Here is a 19,641-nt window from a genome sequence, read left to right on the forward strand (position 1 = left end):
TCAGGAATTGCGCCCGGGAAGGGCAAGCCAGGCAAAGGCCGTCTCGGCACTCTGCGCGCCCTTCCCGCCGGTCAGGCCGCCCAGCAGCGGCCGCCATTGTTCTTCAGCCGCGCTGCCCAGCCAGCGGTCCTGCCGCCCCAGCTGCATCAGGGGAACGACCCGGCGCCCGCCCATGCGGGCAATGTCGGCGGCAAGGACATATTCGGAATGGCCGGTGATCCCCAGCACCGGCTTGGCACCGGCGAACAGCCGCTCGCGCAGCAGCAGGGCGGCGATCTCTCCGCCGGTCGCGCGGGCCTGCGCGCCGCCCGCCGTCGCCAGCTTCGCCGCGCGCGCGGCACGGGGCATGCTTCCATTATAGAGCAGCAGAACAGGCTCTGCCGCCCGGGCGAGAGTCCCCCCAAAGCCGAGACCCAGCGCCATCGGCGCGGCGAGCGCCCCGACGAGAAGTTCGCGCCGCCTCACTTGGTCTTGTCCTTCGCCAGATAGGCCGCGATCTGCTCCAGCTCCGCATCGCTCAGTTCCGCGCGGGAAAAAGCGGGCATGTTCATCAGCCCGTTCCGCACCACGGCCTTGACGTAATCGGCGCTCAAATCGGTCCGCTGATGAAGCTGGGCGGGCACATCCTCGGGCAGGCGCTTCTGCAGCATCACCGTGCCGGTGTTCCGACCGACATGGCAGAAGGCGCATTCCTTGCCATAGAGACGCTCGCCCGGATCGGCCGATTTCTGGCCGAAGGTCACAGCCTCGATCTGGGAAGGCAGCGCCGGCCTGGGCTTCTCTTCCCCGGCATCGGACTTGGCCGAGCAGGCAGCGATCAGGGCCACGGCCGCGAGGGCCAGTATCGTGCGATCGGCAGCCATCACTTCTTCCCCCCGATGCCGTTGCGCCCCGGGGCAATGATGTTGTTGGGATCGAGCGCCGCCTTCACCTTGTTGTTCAGCCGGTTCAGCGCATGATCGTTGAAGTCATAGGTCTGCGCGATGGTGTCCATATAGTCGATATGGCCGCGATATTCGGTGTACCCGTCCTTGGCCGCTTCCACGACGAGGCGCTGGAACAGCGTATTGGCCCGCCCGGTGCTCGCCGGATCGTCACGGTCGTAGAGGATCAGGCTGACATTGTTGATGTGGCGGCGCCCGATCGTGAATGTGGAGTAATAATCCTGCCCCACTTCGCGATAGATGCTCTTCACCCGCTTGGCATAGTCAAGCACGCGGACACCATCCTGCGGCATGACCGGCGCGAAGCTGAGATGGCCGCCGCGGCCGCCAAACCAGTTGACCGATTGCAGCCCCAGGGTGGAAGGCACGCCGCGCGCGGAGGCATCGTAGGGCTCGCCCTTGTGCCACATGCGGAACTTCAGCTCCGTGCCCAGCTTCGGCTCGAACAGCTCGCGCAGCTGGCGCATATTGCCTTCGACCACATAGGCCGGGCCGTAGAAGCTGATCTTGGCGTTCCACCAGCCGAGGCCGTATTTTTCCATGATCGCCCGTTCCGCCTCTTCAGGCAGGGCGCCTTCGCCTTCATACCATTCGGCGCGCTGGGTCAGAGTGGAGGCGGCGCGCACCGGGCTGCCGAACACGACATTATGCTGGATGATGTCGCGCCGGCGCATATCCGCCAGAATATCGATAGCCCAGCCGGCATCGTCGAAATTGGGGAAGGCGATCTCGACAGAGGCGGTCATTTCCGGCTCGGGCTGCAGCCACAGGCCCGCTTTGGTGACGACGCCCAGATTGGACTGCATGAACATCTGGTCCCAGCCGGGGCCGTAACCGTATTTGTAATTCCGCCAGGTCGCGCCCTTGCCCACGGCACCCATGCCGGTGCGGACCAGATCGCCATCGGGCATCACCACTTCCAGCCCGCACAGCGCCTCGCAATTGTCGCCCAGCGGCGTGTAGCCGATCCCGCGATCGAGCGCATTGCCCAGCACGCTGCCCCAGCTATTGCCGGGCACAGACATCCAGAGCGGGATGTTGTTGGCCCACAGGTGATCGAACAGGTCGAAGAAGCTCACCCCCGGCTCGATCAGGCAATTGGCCTGCCGCTCATCCACTTCCAGCACGCGGTTCATCCGGCTGAGATCGAGGATCACATCCCCCCGGCGCACGGGCGATGCCGAGCCATAGCCGAAATTCTTGCCCCGGCTTACCGGCCAGAGCGGAATGCCGAAGCGATTGGCGATGCGCACCACTTCCTGCACCTCGGCCACTTCGGCCGGGGCAAGGATCGCGGAGGATTCATGGTCGAGCCCGTCGCCGAAGGCATAGGGATCGAGATAGGCGGTGCGGTCCTCGTCACGGTCGAGGACGCCATCCGCGCCAAGCGCCGCGCGAAACGCCGTCAATGCCGCGCGGAAGCCTTCCGCGCCAACGCCTATCGGCAAGGGACTGGGCTGCATGTCTTCTCCCCACAGCTGGCGGGCTTGAGGCCCGAAGCCGGATAATGTTCTGTTAGACAGATTTGTGTTCTGTAATTTCTAGCACGGGCAAAAGTGGAGTCAATCGGCCCCGGCAAGGCCGGTCCACATCAGCCGCAGCGCCAATGCGCTGACCATCAGACGCATGACAATGCGGAACTTCTCTTCCGGGATATGGCCGATCAGCTGCTTGCCGCACCATGTGCCGGCAAAACCGGCGATAGTGGCAATCGCGATGGCTGCGGCGAAGGGGCCATAGGCAAAGCCGGTCACCGCATATCCGCCCGCCCGGATCGCTTCCAGCACCAGCAGGCAGGCCGCGAAAGTGCCCACCAGCGCGCGCCGGTCGATCCCCGAATTGAGCAGCACCGGCTGCAGTACCGAACCCATGCCCAGCACCGTCCCGCTGACCGCATGGGCCACGCCGACGCCCGCCATGCCCGGCTGGGAATGAACATGCCGCATGGGCAGCTGGGTCCAGGTCAGCACCAGCATCATCAGCCCCACGCCCACCGCCAGCGCCCGTTCCGGCAAGGCGTGGTAGAGCGTCAGCCCCGCCGCAACGCCTGCGAGCGAACCGAAGGTAAAGGGTCGCACGATCCGCCAGGCGATCGCCTCGCGAAAGGCGACCGCGCGCGCCACCAGCGAGGCGTAGGACAGCGCTGGCTGGAGCGCGATGGCGCTAGGCAGCGGGTAAAGCAGGGTCGTCGCCCCGAACAGCACGTAGCCTCCGCCGATGGAGAGGCTGGCGCTTACCAGCGCGGCCACGAAAGAGGCCGCCGCCAGCAGCGCCAGCGTCAGGGCGTCACTCACCCCTTGGACCCGCGATAGCCGCTCCAGTAACGGGGCTCGAACTTCAGGGCGAGCAATGCGGAAGCGAAGGCCACCACCATCACGATAGTGAACGGCACAGTGAAGCCGCCGGTCCAGTCGACCGCCAGGCCGATCAGGCCGATGCCCGCCGCCGCGCCGATGTGGAAGGTGGCGTTAAGCACCGCGATAAGCTGCGCGATGGAGCGCACACCATAGATGTGCCGCCCCAGGATCGGCGCCTGTACCACGATGCCGCCGTGCGAAAGGCCGCGCACCACAGTGAACAGCATGAAAGTGACGATGCCCGAAACCGGGAAGGCCAGCAGCACGGCAATGCCGCACAGCGCCCAGCACATGGCAACGCCCCGGGTGGAGAACTTGTCGAACAGCCAGCCGAACAGCAGCTTGCCGAGGCCCGACAGCACGATCACGATAGTGAAGCCCAGGGCCGCCATATAGCTGCCGAGGTTGGTCTGCGTTTCGATGAACAGCGGGATATATTCATTGATGCCGTTGCTGATCACGCCCGACAGGCCAGTAGCGACCACCAGCAGAATGAACGGCCCGGTGCGCACGATGTCGCGGAATTCCGGCCCCGGATCGCGTGCCACAGGCGGCGGAGCGCCCTTGCCGTCGGCGCGTGCGCCGTGATCGAGTTCCTCGGCAGAGTAGCCGTAATCCTCGGGCTTTTCATGGACGAGGAACATGACGACGAGCGACAGCGTGACGAGCACGATCAGGCCGGAGATGCCCGCGGTCGCCTGCCAGCCAAAATGCTTGAGGCCATAGGTGGTAGCCAGCGGCACGATCGCACCGGCAGCCGCCCCGCCCATCATCGCCACGCCGGTCGCCCGGCCCAGCTTGTTGTCGAACCACCGCGCCAGGGTGAGTTGGATGGCAATGAGGCACAGGATCGAGGCGAAGCCCGAAACCGCAGCCAGCACGTAATATTCCCACAGGCTGTCAATGAAATAGAGCCCCACGGAACTGAGGCCCACGGCCCAGATGGACGGCAGGTAGACCCGCTTGACCCCGAAGCGCACGAAGATGGCGCCCGCAAACAGCCCGGCCACGGCCGAGACAGTGGATTTGATGACCATGAAGCTGGTGGTCTGCGCCACGGTCCAGCCCATATCCTCGGAGATGGTGGCATACATCACCGGCATCATCATCGAGATGCCGGCCAGCGCGATGCCCCAGACGAGGAAGCCCGTGGCCACATTGGCCCAGGCATAGCGCCGCATCGTGCCGATGGAGGGGCGATCTTCTCCCATTACCTGTTTTCCTTTTTCGGATTCTGGCGAGAAACCGGCGCGCCTGACTGCCTGCGCGCCCCTTCGCCACAATGTTCTTTTCTACAGAATGACGTTTTCTTATTTTTCGATCATGACAGAGTCAACCAGCCTCCGCCGCCCGGAAACCGGGCCAGATGCCGTGATTGCCGGGTGAAAGAATGCCTGCCGGATCGAGCGCATCCTTGATGCGCGAATAGGTCCGCCCCAGCGCATGGCCGTTGAAGGAGAACTTGCCCGCGACGTGATCGGCCAGGCAGATATGCGAACGATAGGGCGCGCAGCCCCATTCGGCGATGCGATCGTACATTTCGCGCACGGCCTCGCGCGCCAGCTGCACGCGGGCCGCGTCCGAAGCATCGAACATCACCATGCAGGCGCTGACCATGCTGCGCTGGTTGAGCAGGAAGCCCACCGGCGCGATCAACCCGTATCGGGCCATGGTCTCGCGCACCAACCGGTCTACACGCTGTGCCGCCTCCCCGGTGAGGGGGACAACCGGCGAGAAATCCATATGCCCGAGCGTTTCTCCGAACACGCCCTTCAGCCGTTCGAGCAGCACCTGATTGGGAATGCCCGCGGGGATAAGATCGCGCGGCTCGACTGTCTCCGGCCCGGCATCGCCAGGATAGGTCCGTAGGTCCAGCTCCGCACCCTCAAGCCCGGCCACCGCGCTCTCAAGAATCGCCCGCCGCGTCGCAACCATGCGGGCATCGCCATAAAGGCCAATTCGCACGCTCCAGCGCCCGGGGCGCAGAACCTGCCTGAGATTGGTATTGGTGAAACGGCCAGCGCCTTCCTCGCCATCGACATCGTCCGGCGAGCCCACGATCATCGGAACGCCTTGCAGCACCCCTTCGCGCAGCAGGCCCCGGATCATGTCCACCAGCGGTGCGATATCGTTCTCGCCCTGGCAAGTGATCGTGCCGGTAGCGAAGATCTCAGGCCGGGGCATCAGCCACAGCCCGGCCTTGGTGACCACACCGAAATTGCTCTGCATGAACAGGCTGTCGAGCGACGGGCCATAGCCGCGGCGGTGACACGCCCATAGCGGGCTGCCCGGCAATGCGCCCTGCCCCGTGCGCAGCAATGTGCCGTCGGCCAGCACCGCCTCCATCCCACAGATGGCCGAGGCGTGATCGCCCATGACGTTATAGCCATAGCCATGCTCCAGCGCATTGCCGATGATGCTGCCCCAGCCGAGATCCGGCACTGACATCATCAGCGGCGCGTCCTGTTCGCGCAGGGCGTCATAAAGCTGGGCAAAGCTGACGCCCGGCTCGATCAGCGCGTAGCCCTGGGCCACGTCGATCTCCAGCACGCGGTTCATCCGGCGCAGATTGAGCACCACCCCGCCGTCGACCACCGGCGCCGAACCGCCATAACCGAAATTGCGCCCCATGGAGGAGGTCCACAGATGGACGCCCAGTTCGGTGGCGAGCCTTAGAACGGCCTGCACTTCCTCGACCGAAGCGGGCTGCACCACCAGCGAGGGCTGGTGCCCCACAGCGTCCGGCCCCTCGAAGGGATCGTGGAATTCGGCGAAAAGCGGCCCTTCGGCCTGCACGCCTTCCGCGCCGAGCAAGCGGGAGAATCGCTCCCGCGCATTTTCGAGCATATCCGCCGATGGGCGCGCCCACGGCCTGCCTTGTGACTGCATCACGTTCTCCCAGCCGGTTGCACCGGCATTCCTTGCAGGCCGGCGACCCGGCTCATCGTTCTCTATAACAGAACATCATTCTTTTATTCTGCGAACCACCAGCCGTCAACCGGTTGAGGATACGCGTTGGTCCGTCAAACAGAACGATAGTCTGTTTTTCTTGCATGACTCGCGAATCGTGAATACAGGCGTTTTCAACAAATACCAAGGAGAGGCGACATGGCCGCAAGAACTGGACAGGAATACAAGGCATCGCTGGCTGACGGGCGCGAGGTCTGGCTCGGCAAAGGCAAGGTCGACGTGGCGACCGATCCCAAGCTTGCCGGGTCGATCGACGGCATGGCCGGCTATTTCGACTGGCAGCACGAATATGCGGACGAGTGCCTCATTCCCGATCCGGAACGTCCGGGCGAGAAGATGAATGTCAGCCTGATGCTGCCCAAGTCCAAGGAAGACCTGGCGATCCGCCACCGCGGCCTTGAGCGTCTGTCGCGCTATTCCAACGGCATGCTGGGCCGCACGCCGGACTATGTGAATGTCGTGCTGTCGGGCCACACCGCCCGCGCGGACATCTGGGCCAAGGGCGCACCGGAAGGCTATGACCGCCTCAAGAAGTTCCACCGCGAGGTGATCGAGGGCGACCTCTCGATGACTCATACCATCGTCCATGCCAATATCGACAAGTCGGCCCCGCCGCTTGCGGGCATGAACTCCGAACTCACCCTGCGCGTGGTTGGCCGCAACGAGAACGGCATCATCGTGCGCGGCGGCAAGGTGCTGGCGACCCTCGGCCCGCTTGCCGACGAGCTTTACGTCTATTCCTCGGCGCCGATCCCCTCGGGTGCCGAGGAATACGCGCTGATCTTCTCGATTCCGGTCAACACCAAGGGCGTGATCCAGATCTGCCGCGATCACTATGGCGTCGATGCCAGCGTGGCCGATGCCCCCTTCTCCTCGCGTTTCGACGAGCAGGATGCCTTCGTGATCTTCGACGATGTCGAAGTGCCTTACGAGCGCGTGTTCTGCGATGGCGACCTGACCGTCTACAACAACCTCAATGCAGGCGTCTCCCCGGGGAACACCCTGCAGCAGACCGCCATCCGCGCCATGGTGAAGCTCGAATTCGCCTATGATCTGTGTTCCAGCATCGCCAAGGTAACCAACAGCCTCGCCTATCCGGAAACCGCCGAGATGCTGGGCGAGATTCACTCCTATCTCTCGCTCACTCGTTCGGCCATCGTGGCGGCCGAAGCGCGGGCGCACGATTGGGGCGCAGGCGCCTTCTTCCCGCATCGCGACCTGTCCGTGCTGCGCTGCGTGATGCCTGGCTGGATGACCCGCGTGAACCAGATCATCCGCGTGATCGGCGGGCACAATCTGCTCTGCACGCCCTCGCTCGACCTGTTCGAGAACCCGGAAATCGGCGACAAGCTGCGCAAATATCTGCCCGGCTCCAACGGCATGGCCGCGGAAGACCGCGCGCGGATCATGCGCATGGCCTGGGACTTCGCCGGCTCCGCTCTCGGCAGCCGCGTCGAGCTTTACGAGATGTTCTATCTCACCAGCCAGACGCGGGCCCGCATCGGTGACCACATGATCGCCCAGCGCGACGAGTGGAATCAGGTGCGCGACTTCATGCAGAAATCCGGCATCCTTCCGGCCTGAGTCCGATGACACAGGCCCTTCCGGTCGAACAGCCGGGTTTCGAACTCGACAGCTTCCGCCAGGCGCTCCGGCGTCTGGCGGGCGGCGTCACCGTGGTGGCGAGCCGAGACAGCGACGGCTCGCCCCGCGGTATCGTGATGACGGCCGTCATGTCGCTCAGCTTCGATCCGCCTTCGATGCTGATCGCGATCAACCGCAACGCCTCGCTGCTGCCGGCAGTGATGGAAAGCGGCCGCTTCAGCATCAACATGATCGGGGCCGAGGGGGAGGACTGGTGTCAGGCCTTCTTCACGGCTGATCCAACCACGCGCTTTTCGCCCGAGGATTGGGAAACGCACCCTCTCGGCGTGCCGGTCTGCCGCAAGGCGATTGCCAGTGTGGTATGCGAAGTGGATCATGCGGAGCCGTTCGGCAGCCATATGGTTATAAGGGGGCTCGTCCGCGACGCGTCGTTCCGCCAGAATGCGGACGGCTTGATCTACATGGACGGACGTTATGCACGCCCCGAATATTGTGCTTGAATCGACAACTGCTGCCAGCCGTTCCAGCAAGGAACGCTTCATCGAGGCGGCGGCCAGCGAGTTCATCGCGGCAGGATATGATGGCTGCACTATCCGCGCCATCGCCGCACGGGCAGGCACCAGCATTGCCTCGCTGAGCCGGAACTGGACCGGCAAGCGCCATCTGTTCGAAGATGTGTTCGGGCATCATTTCGGCGCCATCAACGATGCGCAGAACCGCAATCTGGATACAGTCTCCGCAGCAGAGGCCCCCGCGCTGGTGGACGTGCTGTATGCCTTCTATCGCCCGGTGCTCGCCCCCGTCCGGCAGGATGGGACCGCGCCGGCCAGCCACCATGTCTATTGCAAGGCCCTGTCCGATCCTTCGGAGGAAGCGAAGGAAATCGTCCGCCCGCTGGTGGCCGACGTCCGGGCGCGCATGATCGGCTTTGCTCGCCAATGCCTGCCCGGCCTGTCGGAGCAGGAGCTGTTTTTGGCCATGACCGTCATCAACGGGACCTATATCTACCCGCAGATCCAGGGGGCGAGGCTCGCCTCCGTGATGGACCTGAAAAACGAGGACATGGACTGGGACCGCGCCGCGCTGAGCCTCGCGCAGATGGTTGCAGGCGGGCTCGCTTCGTTCCATGGAACCCGGATCGGGCAATAGCCTGGGCACGCAGTGCCCGCTGGGGCAGCTTTCATACCCCGAGGCCATTGCGTCTTGCCTCGCTTTGCGCTCTGTAGCGCCCGCGGTGGCAAACTGGCTCTCGAGCTAAAAGGACAGGAAAGATGAAGTTCGAACGTTTGAACCCGATGACGGGAGAGGTCGCATCCAGCGCGGAGGCGATGAAGGCATCGGATATTCCGGCGATCGCGGCGAAGGCCCAGCAGGGCTTTGCGGCCTGGTCGAAGATGGGCCCCAATGCGCGCCGCGCGGTGCTGATGAAGGCCGCGGCTGCGCTTGAGGCTAAGAAGGACGATTTCGTCGCGGCGATGATGGGCGAGATCGGTGCAACCGCAGGTTGGGCCATGTTCAATCTCGGCCTTGCTGCCTCCATGGTGCGCGAAGCGGCTGCGCTGACCACCCAGATCAATGGCGAAGTGATCCCTTCGGACAAGCCGGGCTGCCTGGCCATGGCCCTGCGCGAGCCGGTGGGCGTGCTGCTGGGCATTGCCCCGTGGAATGCGCCGATCATCCTTGGCGTGCGCGCCATCGCAGTGCCGCTGGCCTGCGGCAATGCCGTGATCCTGAAGGCGAGCGAGAGCTGCCCGCGCACTCATGCGCTGATCATCGAAGCCTTTGCCGAGGCCGGCTTCCCTGAAGGCGTAGTCAACGTCGTCACCAACGCCCCTGCCGATGCGGGCGAAGTGGTGGGCGCCCTGATCGATGCCCCCGAAGTGAAGCGCATCAACTTCACCGGTTCCACCACGGTGGGCCGGATCATCGCCAAGCGCGCGGCCGAGCATCTCAAGCCGGTGCTGCTCGAACTGGGCGGCAAGGCACCGATGATCGTGCTGGAAGATGCCGATCTGGACGAGGCCGTGAAGGCCGCCGCCTTCGGCGCCTATATGAACCAGGGCCAGATCTGCATGTCGACCGAGCGGATCATCGTGGTCGATGCCGTGGCGGACGAGTTCGCGGCGAAGTTCAAGGCCAAGGTCGCCTCCATGGCGGTGGGCGATCCGCGCGAGGGCAATACGCCGCTGGGCGCGGTGGTAGACCGCAAGACGGTGGATCACTGCTACTCGCTGATCGAGGATGCCGTGGCCAAGGGCGCCGAACTGCTGACCGGCGGCGAAACCACCCAGAACGTGCTTATGCCCGCCCATCTGGTGGACAAGGTGACGCAGGACATGAAGCTGTTCCGCGACGAAAGCTTCGGTCCAGTGGTGGGCATTGCCCGTGCACGCGACGAAGCCCATGCGATCGAACTGGCGAACGATACCGAATATGGCCTGTCGGCCTCGGTCTTCACTCGCGACACCGCGCGCGGCCTCAAGGTTGCCCGCCAGATCCAGTCGGGCATCTGCCACGTCAACGGCCCCACCGTGCATGACGAGGCCCAGATGCCCTTCGGCGGCATGAAGTCCTCCGGCTATGGCCGCTTCGGCGGCAAGGCCGGCATCGACGCCTTCACCGAACTGCGCTGGATCACGGTCGAGACCGAACCCGGCCACTATCCGATCTGACGATAGGCGAGAGACAGGTGCGGCCTTGCGGCCGCGCCTGTCCTCCTACTCTCCGGCGGCCTCCGGCCCCGTCATTCCCGCCATCGCAAGTGCATTCGCGATCAGCAGATCGAGATAGCCCTGCAGCCTGCCGCGCTGTGCGTTCTTCAGCCCCGCCGTCAGGACCGTGTGCCGCCTGAGCGCATCGTCTCGCATCATGCCGTAGCATTCCTGCCCCTTGCCCGTGAGTTCGATCCGGACCTGCCCACTGGCGGCATCCTTCACTCGGCAAATCAGCCCGGCACCGACCAGCGAGTCCAGAGTACGGCTGACCTGCGCCTTGTCCGCGTCGACATGGTCGACGATGCCCATGAAGGTGATCGACGGACGGCTGGCGACATTGACCAGGACCCGCCATTCGAAATTGGAAACGCCCGCCAGCCGTTTGAAGGCCGCCGTCGCAGAGCGGGAAATCGTATTGGCGATATTGAACACGGCCGCCTGCACGCGATTGGGAGGATCGGGATAGGCGGGCACCATGCCGTCCTCTGCAGGTTCCTCCAACTTGGACGACAAGAGTTCCTCGGCAAGAATCTGGGACGCCCGGTGCTGCAGGCTCATCAGCATTCCGCCAAGTTCGAACGCCTCCACCGGCAACAGCCCCCGTATAAGGTTCTGCTCGCGCTGCTCGGCTACGGCATCGAGTTCCTGTCCCAGCTTCAACCCTTCGGGCGTCAGCGTATAGGGATCGCGCTGACGCTCGCGATAGACCAGCCCGGTGGTGCGAAGCGCAGCCAGCGCCCGGCTGACTTGAGCGACATCGTTGCCCAGCGAATAGGCCAGTTCGGAAACCCGGCTATCCTCCATGCGGAACAGCGTGAAGATCACGCGCCGCTCCATCTGGTTTTCCGGCATGAAGCCTTGGAAATCCGTCCGCGCGCTTTTCAACAGCACGCGCCTCAACAGCAGGAAATGCGCTGAAATCAGCTCCTGCTGGACGCCGGCCAGCGGCGCATCGATGCCGTTCCGCTCTTCCGCCACGCGCTCCTGTCCCGTCCGTTGCGCTGCGCTAGCAGTCTGTTGAGGCCAACCCCCGTTGGCCGCCTACTTTCCTAAGATCATTGGCCCGTCATGGCAAATCGCCCGAAAAAAACGCCGACGGTTCCCGCAATGGAAACCGTCGGCGCCGCATTGACCCCTGCGAGGGACCGCCCGATCAGAAACGCGCGCGCGCGCCGATCGTGTAATAGCGGCCGATCGTGTCGAAATAGGCCGGATTGGTGGGATACTGGAATTCCGGCACGATCGGCGGTTCCTTGTTGAGCAGGTTGTTAATGCGGAAGAAGAGTTCGAAGCCCTTCTCGTCATCCTCGCCCCAGCGCGGGCCGACCTTCATCGTACCCGACAGGTTCAGGTAGAAGCGGCTGGGCACGCTGTTGTCGGTGATGGAGTTGGGCAGCTTCGGATTGTAATCGGGATCGCTGGGATCGGTGTACAGCGCATCCAGCACGCCCTTGTCGATATAACGGCCCTGCAAGGTCAGGGTGAAGCGCGGATTGACGAAAGTAATGAAGCCGTTTGCCGTCCACTTGGGCGCGCCGATTGCGGCGGCGACACCGGTCTGGCCGGCACGGTCGATCGTCTGGCCGAAGGCGACCGTGGTCAGTTCGTCCGTATAGGTGGCAAGGCCGCGCAGCATCAGCTGGTTCTGCGAGCCCAGGTCGATCCGATAGTCGGCTTCAAAATCCAGCCCGCTGGTGCGCAGTTCCTCGAGGTTCAACGAGATGTTGCGGATCTCGGTAATGTCCTCGCCCACCGCGATCGTGCCGTCGTTGATCAGCGCACAGGCGGCATCACGCCCGGCGAAACATTCGTTGATGATGTTCTGGAAGCCCCCCGGAGGCGAGCCGATGTAGTCCTTCACCTTGATGTTGAAATAGTCGACCGAGAAGCGCAGCCCGTCGAACACGCCGCTGGGCTGCAGGATCATGCCCGCGCCCCAGGTATCGGCCTTTTCAGGCTTCAGATAGGGGCTGCCGCCGTTCAGCAGGTCGGGGTTGAAGTTCTGGCTCGGCTTGAAAAGGTTGTTCACCGTAGTGAAGGAACTGGCCGAAGACAGGAACAGTTCGGCAAAGTTCGGCGCCCGGATATCGCGCGAACGGCTCACGCGGAAGCGCAGCCAGTCGGTCGGCTCCCAGTTCATGCTGAGTTTCCACGCGGTGGTGTCGAAGGAGTTTTCCGCCTGCGTACGCAGATAGCTGCCGAAGCCGGTGATGTTGTAATGGGCCTGACGGATTGCGCCGTTGACCGACAGCGCCTCGGCCAGGGGGACGTCGGACAGCAGCGGAACTTCGATTTCGGCATAGCCTTCGATCACTTCGGTCTTGCCGTTGTAGTCGGCCCCGAAGTTCTGGAAATAGGCGTAGAGGTTCGACAGATCGTCATGGGTGACGTCGATCTTGTCCACGCGATATTCGCCGCCGAAAGCCAGGGCGACCGCACCGCCGGGGGCCTCGAACAGTTCGCCGCTGATATTGGCCGCCAGCACATGCTGTTCCAGGGCAATATCCTCGATCAGCGTGCCATAGACATAGTCCTTGGCCGCCGGATCGTAATTGTTCTCGCCGAACAGGTTCAGCGGCACACAGCCTGCCGCTGCCGCACGCAGCGCGGGATCGGCGCTCAGCAGCGCGCGGCAGGTGGGCTTGCCGGTGAGCGGATCGGTCACCGCATCGGCAGCGAAGTAGAAATAGGCATTGCTCTTCGCGATCGTGGCGGGATTGCCCACGGGATAGATAGCGGCGCCGACGACGAGGTTGTCCTCGACCTCCTGCAGGCGGTCGGTCCGGCTGTACTGATAGTAACCGTCCCACTTCCAGCTATCGCTGAACGAGCCGCTGATGCCAGTCGCGATGCGATAGGTGTCCGCTTCGGAGGTGCTGTAGCCACGGGCGAAATCGTCGAACATGCGGGCCATCGAGAACGCCGCCGTGGTGGGGCGCACCAGCGTGTAGGGGGCTGTCGGCTGCGCCTGCTGGCCTACCGGCAGCGTCGCGCGGATTTCGTCCGGAATGAAGGGGTTGTCCGCATAGATCGGAATGCCGGTGCTGAAGAAGGAGGTCTGCAGCAACTGCCCGGCGACATGGCCATAGCTGCCTTCGAGGAAGACCTTGATGTCATCGGTCACGTCATAGTCGAGATAGGCGTTGAACGAATACCGCTCCACCGGGACGGTGATGTTGGAATTGATATAGGCCGGGATGAAATCCCCGCCCTTCTGATAGGTGCCGAATGCCGGGGTGCCGGTGTGGAAGGGAACGGCATTGCCATTCTCGTCGAAAGTGACGCCCCCGGTGCCGAAGATGTTCTGGGCGCCGCCATAGATCACGCCCGCATTGTTGAAGCGCAGGCCCGCCCCGTCATTGACACGCACCAGATTGGGCATGCCGTTGCCGGATGCATAGCCGGCATTGGTGACGATGGCGCCCGGCGTACACCAGTCGCGAGTGAAGCAGTTGCCGATGCCCTTCTGGTCGGCATATTCGCCGCCGATCACCAGATGGCCGCGGTCCCCCAGCGCCGTGCCGAATGCACCGGCAAGGTGGAAGCGATCGCCATCGCCTTCGTCCGAAATGCCGTAGTCGACCTCGGCCTTGAAGCCTTCCAGGTTCTGGTTGAGGATCACGTTGACCACGCCGGTGATCGCGTCCGAGCCATAGGCTGCCGAGGCGCCGCCGGTCACGATTTCGGTGCGGTCGATCAGGATCGAGGGCAGGAAGTTGAGGTCGACCGAGCCTTCGCGCGTCGAAGGCGCGAAGCGGCGGCCATTCACCAGGATCAGGTTGCGCGTCACGCCCAACCCGCGCAGGTTCATGATGCGCGCGCCCACGTTGAAGCTGCCGAAGCCCTGCGTCTGCGGGCTGGTGCTGTCACGGAAGGAAGGCAGTTCCGCGATCGCCTCGGCCACGTTGGTCACCCCGCGACGGGCGAGATCGTCCCCGCCAAGGGTGGTTACGGGCGAAGGCGCATCGAAAGTGGTGCGCTGGATACGCGAACCGGTGACGACGATCGGGCTGTTGTTCTGCGCAGCGGCGCCATCCGCCTCGGCCGCAGCCTCCTCTACCGTTGCGATCTTTTCGTCGGCGGCATCGTCCGCCGCGAAGGCGGGCGCCGCGCACAGCGCGCTGGCGGTAAGCAGCACCGAGCGAAACAGGATTTTGCGTGAATAAGCCATGACTCTCCCCTTTGATTTTCGCGTGCTCTCGAAATCGCAGGGGAAAGACGGAACCCAATTACCGTCCAGGGCGCCGCAATGCGGCCGCCCTGCCATTCGCAACGGATAGCTGGATGCCGTTGCCGCCTCTCCCTCTGTGCCTTCGGGCACCTATTTGTGACGCTACTTGCCTTCTTGATTTCATCAAAGTCAAGTAGCAAAACCATGAGGCACAGAGCCTGGGAAATTCACCAAAATAGCCACTTTTACTGAGACAGCGTTGTAATCGAGGCAGCCAAATTGAACCGTTTTGACGGATTTCCGCCACACGCTTGCTTAACGGCCCGGAAATCACGAAATTGACATTATCAACATATTTTCCTAGCCAGAGCAGCAATCCGGAGAGCAGATAACGCCGGAAAAAGGGGAGAGGGATGTCACATCATTTCAAGCCGTTGGCTGTCACCCTTGCCGTATCGACGGCGCTGGTGGCGACATCGGGCGACGTTGCGTTGGCCCAGAATTCCGGCAGCGGGGAAAGCCGCGATTCGCGCTATGCCGCGATAGCCCGTCTCCCCGCTTTCGAGGGCGTGTGGCAGCCCGATTGGGCGGCCGTCACCAAACTGCGCGCTGCCGAAGGGCAGGCTCCGATGACCGCCAATGCCCGTGCCGCGGTGGACGCGTTCAATGCCGCAAAGGCACAGGGCGAGAATCTGCAGACCGAGGGCGCCAATTGCATGCCCGTGGGCATGCCGGGCGTCATGCGTTACCCCTATCCGATCGAGTTCATCTACTCGCCGGGCAAGGTGAATATCGTCATCGAGACACACAGCCAGGTACGCCGGATATTCACCGATGGGCGGCCCCTGCCCGAAGATCCCGACCTGCTGTTCAACGGCAGTTCCGCAGGGCACTGGGAAGGAGACACGCTGGTAGCCGACACGGCTGGCCTTTCGCCGCTGATCTCGCTCCTGCCCGGCCTGCATCCCACCGAGAAGACGCGGATTCATGAGAGAATCCGGCTCGACGGGCCAGCGAAACTGGTGATCGAAACCACCATCACCGATCCCGCGCTTTTCACCGAACCCTTCGTGACTTCGCTGTCCTACCGGCTCGAGCCCGAATGGGACATCCGCGAGTATATTTGCCAGGAAAACAACCGCGATGCCGCGGATGCGGAAGGTCGGCCGAGCATGGATCTCGGCTTCGACGAGATCGAATGAATGCGTGAAATTCAAAGGAGCCTGACATGAAGCGTTTCCTGCCCGGCATCGCGGCTGCGGCCCTGCTGGCAATCCTCCCCGCCTCGACTTCCGCCCACCATTCGACCGCGATGTTCGAATGGGGCAAGGAAATCACCTTGAAGAAAGCCACGGTGGTCCGCTGGGAATGGACCAATCCGCATACTTTCCTCTACGTCACCACCAAGGGATCGGATGGAAAGGACAAGAAATGGGCATTCGAAGGCATGAGCCCCAACCATCTGACCCGCGGAAGCTGGTCCAAACGCACCCTGAAAACCGGCGATGTGATCGACCTGACCTATTACCCCCTGCGGGACGGGCGCAATGGCGGTTTCAACGTGACAATTACCCTGCCCGACGGAAAGACGCTGAAGCAGATTTCCTTCGATTGAGCCGGGGACCGATCGAAACGCATATGAGCGGGGTTAGGAACGCAGCATGACCCGCTACAGCACTGGCGCGATTGCGCTTCACTGGCTGATTGCCTTTGCACTGGCGTTCGAACTGGCACTTGGTTTCGCCATGCCGCGCGGCGTGGAAGGGTTTGCCCTGTTCCAGCTGCACAAGTCGGTGGGCATCGCAATCCTTGCGCTCACTCTGGTGCGGCTGGGCTGGCGCCTTGCCCATCCCCGCCCCGCCCCGCTGGAAAGTGGCCTTGCCCATGCGGCAGCCCATGCAGTGCATGTCGGCTTCTATGCCTTCATGATCCTTGCCCCACTGACGGGCTGGGCTCTGGTTTCCTCTGCCCCGGTCAAGGTGCCTACGGTGCTGTTCGGCATCGTGCCGTTGCCGCATCTGCCTTTGCCCGGCAGCATCAACGAAACGATCGAGGAAGCCCATGAATTACTGGCATGGGGCGGAATCGCTCTGTTCCTGCTTCATGTCGCAGGCGCCCTGCGCCATGAGATCCTGCTGCGCGACCGGTTGCTGGAACGCATGGCGCCGGGCGGCAGCAGGCCGCTGGGCGGGCTGTTGGCGCTGGGCGTGATCGCCCTGGGGCTTGGGGCCTTCCTCACTATCGGCGGCAAGGGCCGGGGCGAGGATACGGATGCCTCGCCAGCGTCGTTCGAGCAGGCGAGCCCGGCCACCCCGCAACCGGAAGCCACGCCTTCCCCGACGGAAGAAGCGAGTGCCGTGGCCGAGGAGGAGACCGGCGCGGTTCCGGTCTGGACCATCAAGCCCGGCGGCCGCCTCATTTTCAAGGTAGGCAATGGCGATGCCGGTGCGATCGAGGGCAGCTTCGGCAAATGGCAGGGCGCCATCGCCTTCGATCCGGATCGTCCCGAAACGGCGGACATAAGGATCACCGTGGACCTTGCCAGCGCGAGCGTCGGCGATGCCACTCAGGACGGCATGCTGGCGGGTGAGGAATTCTTCGCGGTCAATCGGTTCGGCAAGGCAGTGTTCAGTGCCAGCTCGGCCCGCCAGACCGCGCCGGGCCGCTACAATGCCAAAGGCACGCTGCAGATGAAGGGCATGACCCTTCCCCAGACGATCAGCTTCAGGCTGACCGGGGAAGGCCTGAACCGCAAGGCCCAGGGCAGTGCCTCGATCTCGCGCACCGCCTTCGGCATTGGCGAAGGGAGCGCGGGCGAAACCCTCGACCCCACTGTCTCCGTCAGCTTCGCGTTCGAGGCCGACGGCAAGATTCCGGCGAACTGACACAAATCGCAAAGCTGCCGGAGATCGGCAGACTTCCGCCAATTCCGGCAGCTTCATTTCCGAAGCTGACCGGTATTGGCGGCAGGGTGGCAAATTTTTCCAGATTTTTTCGAAGGGAGACAGCGCGGCGCACGTTGAGATGAGAGCGACAGGGAAAGCGAACAGCCGCAACCGGATCGAGGGATGATCCGGGCGCGGCGCAGGGATGATCTTCCTGTGTTTGAAACCGAAAGTCTCAAGAGGCCGCGCATGCTAGAGTCCGCCGTTTCCCCTCAACCTGCTCCCCCGGCATGGGAGGGCGCCTTGCCTCATGCCGCCGCTTTGCCGAAACCATCCGAGGCGCGCCCCCGTATCCTGATCGTGGACGGCGACAGCGAATACCGGACCAGCACGGGCCACTTCCTTGCCGATCACGGCTTCCTGGTGCTGGAAGCTGAAAATGCCGGCGCGGCACGGGACCTGCTGAGCCAGTATACGATCGACATCGTGGTGCTGGACGTGAACATCTCGGGCGAAGACGGCCTTGCCATCACGCGCGCCCTTTCGGTGCATCAGGATGTCTGCGTGATCATCGTTTCGGAACTCGCCAGCGAAATCGACCGGATTGTCGGGCTGGAAGCCGGGGCCGACGATTACCTGCCCAAGCCAGCTTCCGCCCGCGAATTGCTGGCGCGCATCCGGGCAGTAAGGCGGCGCTTGTCCAAGTCCGCCAAGCTCGAGCAGGCCACCTCGATCTGCTACCTCTTCAGCGGCTGGAGCCTGGATATCGACCGGCGCCAGCTGCGCGACCAGCTGGGCACGATCACCAGCCTGTCCGATGGCGAATTCACTCTGCTGCGCGCCTTCGTCGAGCGGCCGCAGCGCGTACTGACCCGCGATCAATTGCTGGAATATGCCCGCGGCGCGAATTGCGACGCCTATGACCGGGCGATCGATACCCAGATCAGCCGCCTGCGCCGCAAATTGGGAATGACGGGCAATAACGACCTGATCCGAACCGTGCGGAACGAAGGCTACATGTTCGTGGCCAAGGTGGTTCAGCGCTGAGCGAACCCGCGCCCGGCCCACGTCCTTCCGCCTGATTGCCCTACCCTGTTCCGCCGCATCAGCGAATGCGGGCCGAAGGAATGTGTCCTTTGCCCGCCCGCCCCGACATGTATCGACATTCGGCAGGCAAGTTCGCGTCCTAGGCGGTCACCTATCGAGGTGCCCATTGATGAAGCTTCCCCTTTTCCATGCCTCCACCGCGCTTGGCCTTGTCCTGCTGACCGCGCACGCGCCTTCGTTCGCCCAGTCGGAGACTTCCCCGCCCGCCCCCGAAGCTGACGCCAGCACAAACGCGGCGGGGCATGAGGCGGGCGCATTGGACACGATCCGAAGCGTGACCGTGGCAGGCTCCCAGCGTCTGGAGGCTCAGACGATCCTGAGCTACATCCAGCTGCGGGTGGGCGGTCAGTATACGGAGGCGGCGGCCGACCAGGCGCTGAAGGACCTCTATGCGACCGAGCTGTTCGCCAATGCCAGCATCCGCAACGACAATGGCAATGTGACGATCGACGTGCAGGAGAACCCGGTGGTCAACCGGATCATCCTGGAAGGCAACAAGCGGTTGAAGGAGGACAAGATCCTCCCCGAGATCAAGCTTGCGCCGCGCCAGATCTTCACGCGCTCCAAGGTGCGTGCGGACGTGGCGCGGATCATCGAGCTGTACAAGCGCCAGGGCCGCTTTGCCGCAGTGGTCGAGCCCAAGAGCGTGCAGCTGGCGCAGAACCGCGTCGATATCGTCTACGAGATCACGGAAGGGCCCAAGTCCAAGGTCCGCCAGATCAACATCATCGGGAACGAGAAGTTCTCCGATGATGCGTTGAGAAGCGAGATGATCACGAAACAGGCCAGGTCGTTCCGCCTGTTCAGCTCCGGCACCAGCTACGATCCGGACCGTCTGGCCTTCGACCAGCAGAAGCTGCGCCAGTTCTACCTGACCGAGGGCTATGC

General features: G+C 63.4%; 17 protein-coding genes. 9 read left to right on the forward strand and 8 right to left on the reverse strand.

Going from position 1 to position 19,641, the window contains the following annotated elements; all coding sequences use genetic code 11:
* The 6 genes from WFP36_RS05665 to WFP36_RS05690 form a co-directional block, all read right to left on the reverse strand.
* On the reverse strand, nucleotides 1-465 hold the full coding sequence (locus tag WFP36_RS05665) for a hypothetical protein (protein ID WP_336978624.1): 465 nt from the start codon (nucleotides 463-465) through the stop codon (nucleotides 1-3).
* Nucleotides 462-863, reverse strand: coding sequence for a c-type cytochrome (locus tag WFP36_RS05670; RefSeq protein ID WP_336978625.1), 402 nt, complete (start codon nucleotides 861-863; stop codon nucleotides 462-464). The genes WFP36_RS05665 and WFP36_RS05670 overlap by 4 nt, the downstream gene beginning before the upstream one ends.
* Nucleotides 863-2,407: an FAD-binding oxidoreductase gene (locus WFP36_RS05675; protein WP_336978627.1), complete on the reverse strand. Its 1,545-nt coding sequence runs from the start codon at nucleotides 2,405-2,407 to the stop codon at nucleotides 863-865. The genes WFP36_RS05670 and WFP36_RS05675 overlap by 1 nt, the downstream gene beginning before the upstream one ends.
* Before the next feature lie 99 nt (nucleotides 2,408-2,506).
* A complete protein-coding gene (locus WFP36_RS05680; protein WP_336978629.1) occupies nucleotides 2,507-3,238 on the reverse strand; it encodes a sulfite exporter TauE/SafE family protein in 732 nt (243 codons plus the stop codon).
* Complete coding sequence (locus tag WFP36_RS05685; protein ID WP_336978630.1) at nucleotides 3,235-4,512, reverse strand: MFS transporter; 1,278 nt, start codon at nucleotides 4,510-4,512, stop codon at nucleotides 3,235-3,237. The genes WFP36_RS05680 and WFP36_RS05685 overlap by 4 nt, the downstream gene beginning before the upstream one ends.
* A 121-nt stretch (nucleotides 4,513-4,633) precedes the next feature.
* A complete protein-coding gene (locus tag WFP36_RS05690; protein ID WP_336978632.1) occupies nucleotides 4,634-6,190 on the reverse strand; it encodes an FAD-binding oxidoreductase in 1,557 nt (518 codons plus the stop codon).
* Nucleotides 6,191-6,409: 219 nt separating this feature from the next.
* On the opposite strand from WFP36_RS05690, the gene WFP36_RS05695 reads away from it, so the two are divergent.
* The 4 genes from WFP36_RS05695 (at nucleotide 6,410) to WFP36_RS05710 (ending at nucleotide 10,548) form a co-directional block, all read left to right on the forward strand.
* Entirely contained in the window at nucleotides 6,410-7,855 is a 1,446-nt protein-coding gene (locus WFP36_RS05695) for a 4-hydroxyphenylacetate 3-hydroxylase N-terminal domain-containing protein (RefSeq protein ID WP_336978633.1), read from the forward strand.
* 5 nt (nucleotides 7,856-7,860) lie between these two features.
* A complete protein-coding gene (locus tag WFP36_RS05700) occupies nucleotides 7,861-8,376 on the forward strand; it encodes a flavin reductase family protein (protein WP_336978634.1) in 516 nt (171 codons plus the stop codon).
* Nucleotides 8,369-9,025 carry a TetR/AcrR family transcriptional regulator gene (locus WFP36_RS05705; protein WP_336978636.1) on the forward strand — a complete coding sequence of 219 codons (657 nt, stop codon included), beginning with the start codon at nucleotides 8,369-8,371 and terminating at the stop codon, nucleotides 9,023-9,025. Before WFP36_RS05700 ends, WFP36_RS05705 begins: the two co-directional genes overlap by 8 nt.
* Nucleotides 9,026-9,147: 122 nt before the next feature.
* Nucleotides 9,148-10,548, forward strand: coding sequence for an aldehyde dehydrogenase (locus WFP36_RS05710; RefSeq protein WP_336978638.1), 1,401 nt, complete (start codon nucleotides 9,148-9,150; stop codon nucleotides 10,546-10,548).
* A 45-nt stretch (nucleotides 10,549-10,593) separates the two neighbouring features.
* Here the strand turns inward: WFP36_RS05710 and WFP36_RS05715 are convergent, their stop codons facing one another.
* Nucleotides 10,594-11,568: a MarR family transcriptional regulator gene (locus WFP36_RS05715; protein WP_336978640.1), complete on the reverse strand. Its 975-nt coding sequence runs from the start codon at nucleotides 11,566-11,568 to the stop codon at nucleotides 10,594-10,596.
* A 175-nt stretch (nucleotides 11,569-11,743) separates the two neighbouring features.
* Nucleotides 11,744-14,761 (reverse strand): TonB-dependent receptor domain-containing protein, encoded by a 3,018-nt coding sequence (locus WFP36_RS05720; RefSeq protein ID WP_336978641.1) that lies wholly within the window; start codon nucleotides 14,759-14,761, stop codon nucleotides 11,744-11,746.
* Between the two features lie 413 nt (nucleotides 14,762-15,174).
* On the opposite strand from WFP36_RS05720, the gene WFP36_RS05725 reads away from it, so the two are divergent.
* The 5 genes from WFP36_RS05725 to WFP36_RS05745 form a co-directional block, all read left to right on the forward strand.
* A complete protein-coding gene (locus tag WFP36_RS05725; protein WP_336978643.1) occupies nucleotides 15,175-15,963 on the forward strand; it encodes a hypothetical protein in 789 nt (262 codons plus the stop codon).
* A gap of 26 nt (nucleotides 15,964-15,989) precedes the next feature.
* Entirely contained in the window at nucleotides 15,990-16,376 is a 387-nt protein-coding gene (locus tag WFP36_RS05730; protein WP_336978644.1) for a DUF6152 family protein, read from the forward strand.
* A 46-nt stretch (nucleotides 16,377-16,422) separates the two neighbouring features.
* Nucleotides 16,423-17,646 (forward strand): cytochrome b/b6 domain-containing protein, encoded by a 1,224-nt coding sequence (locus tag WFP36_RS05735; protein WP_336978645.1) that lies wholly within the window; start codon nucleotides 16,423-16,425, stop codon nucleotides 17,644-17,646.
* 360 nt (nucleotides 17,647-18,006) lie between these two features.
* The gene (locus WFP36_RS05740) at nucleotides 18,007-18,693 is read left to right on the forward strand and encodes a response regulator transcription factor (protein WP_336978647.1); all 687 of its coding nucleotides are present in this window, start codon (nucleotides 18,007-18,009) and stop codon (nucleotides 18,691-18,693) included.
* A gap of 169 nt (nucleotides 18,694-18,862) precedes the next feature.
* Nucleotides 18,863-19,641: POTRA domain-containing protein (locus WFP36_RS05745; protein WP_336978648.1), on the forward strand; the 779-nt coding region annotated here is incomplete at its 3' end.

The organism is Fulverythrobacter fulvus, assembly GCF_037154085.1.
Lineage (GTDB): Bacteria > Pseudomonadota > Alphaproteobacteria > Sphingomonadales > Sphingomonadaceae > Andeanibacterium > Andeanibacterium fulvum.

What these genes read in the sequence shown, in the direction of transcription:
- WFP36_RS05685 (WP_336978630.1), bottom strand. Translation starts at nt 4,512, where the DNA reads ATGGGAGAAGATCGCCCCTCCATCGGCACGATGCGGCGCTATGCCTGG.
- WFP36_RS05735 (WP_336978645.1), top strand. Translation starts at nt 16,423, where the DNA reads ATGACCCGCTACAGCACTGGCGCGATTGCGCTTCACTGGCTGATTGCC.
- WFP36_RS05700 (WP_336978634.1), top strand. Translation starts at nt 7,861, where the DNA reads ATGACACAGGCCCTTCCGGTCGAACAGCCGGGTTTCGAACTCGACAGC.
- WFP36_RS05710 (WP_336978638.1), top strand. Translation starts at nt 9,148, where the DNA reads ATGAAGTTCGAACGTTTGAACCCGATGACGGGAGAGGTCGCATCCAGC.
- WFP36_RS05690 (WP_336978632.1), bottom strand. Translation starts at nt 6,190, where the DNA reads ATGCAGTCACAAGGCAGGCCGTGGGCGCGCCCATCGGCGGATATGCTC.
- WFP36_RS05670 (WP_336978625.1), bottom strand. Translation starts at nt 863, where the DNA reads ATGGCTGCCGATCGCACGATACTGGCCCTCGCGGCCGTGGCCCTGATC.
- WFP36_RS05675 (WP_336978627.1), bottom strand. Translation starts at nt 2,407, where the DNA reads ATGCAGCCCAGTCCCTTGCCGATAGGCGTTGGCGCGGAAGGCTTCCGC.
- WFP36_RS05730 (WP_336978644.1), top strand. Translation starts at nt 15,990, where the DNA reads ATGAAGCGTTTCCTGCCCGGCATCGCGGCTGCGGCCCTGCTGGCAATC.
- WFP36_RS05720 (WP_336978641.1), bottom strand. Translation starts at nt 14,761, where the DNA reads ATGGCTTATTCACGCAAAATCCTGTTTCGCTCGGTGCTGCTTACCGCC.
- WFP36_RS05725 (WP_336978643.1), top strand. Translation starts at nt 15,175, where the DNA reads ATGTCACATCATTTCAAGCCGTTGGCTGTCACCCTTGCCGTATCGACG.
- WFP36_RS05695 (WP_336978633.1), top strand. Translation starts at nt 6,410, where the DNA reads ATGGCCGCAAGAACTGGACAGGAATACAAGGCATCGCTGGCTGACGGG.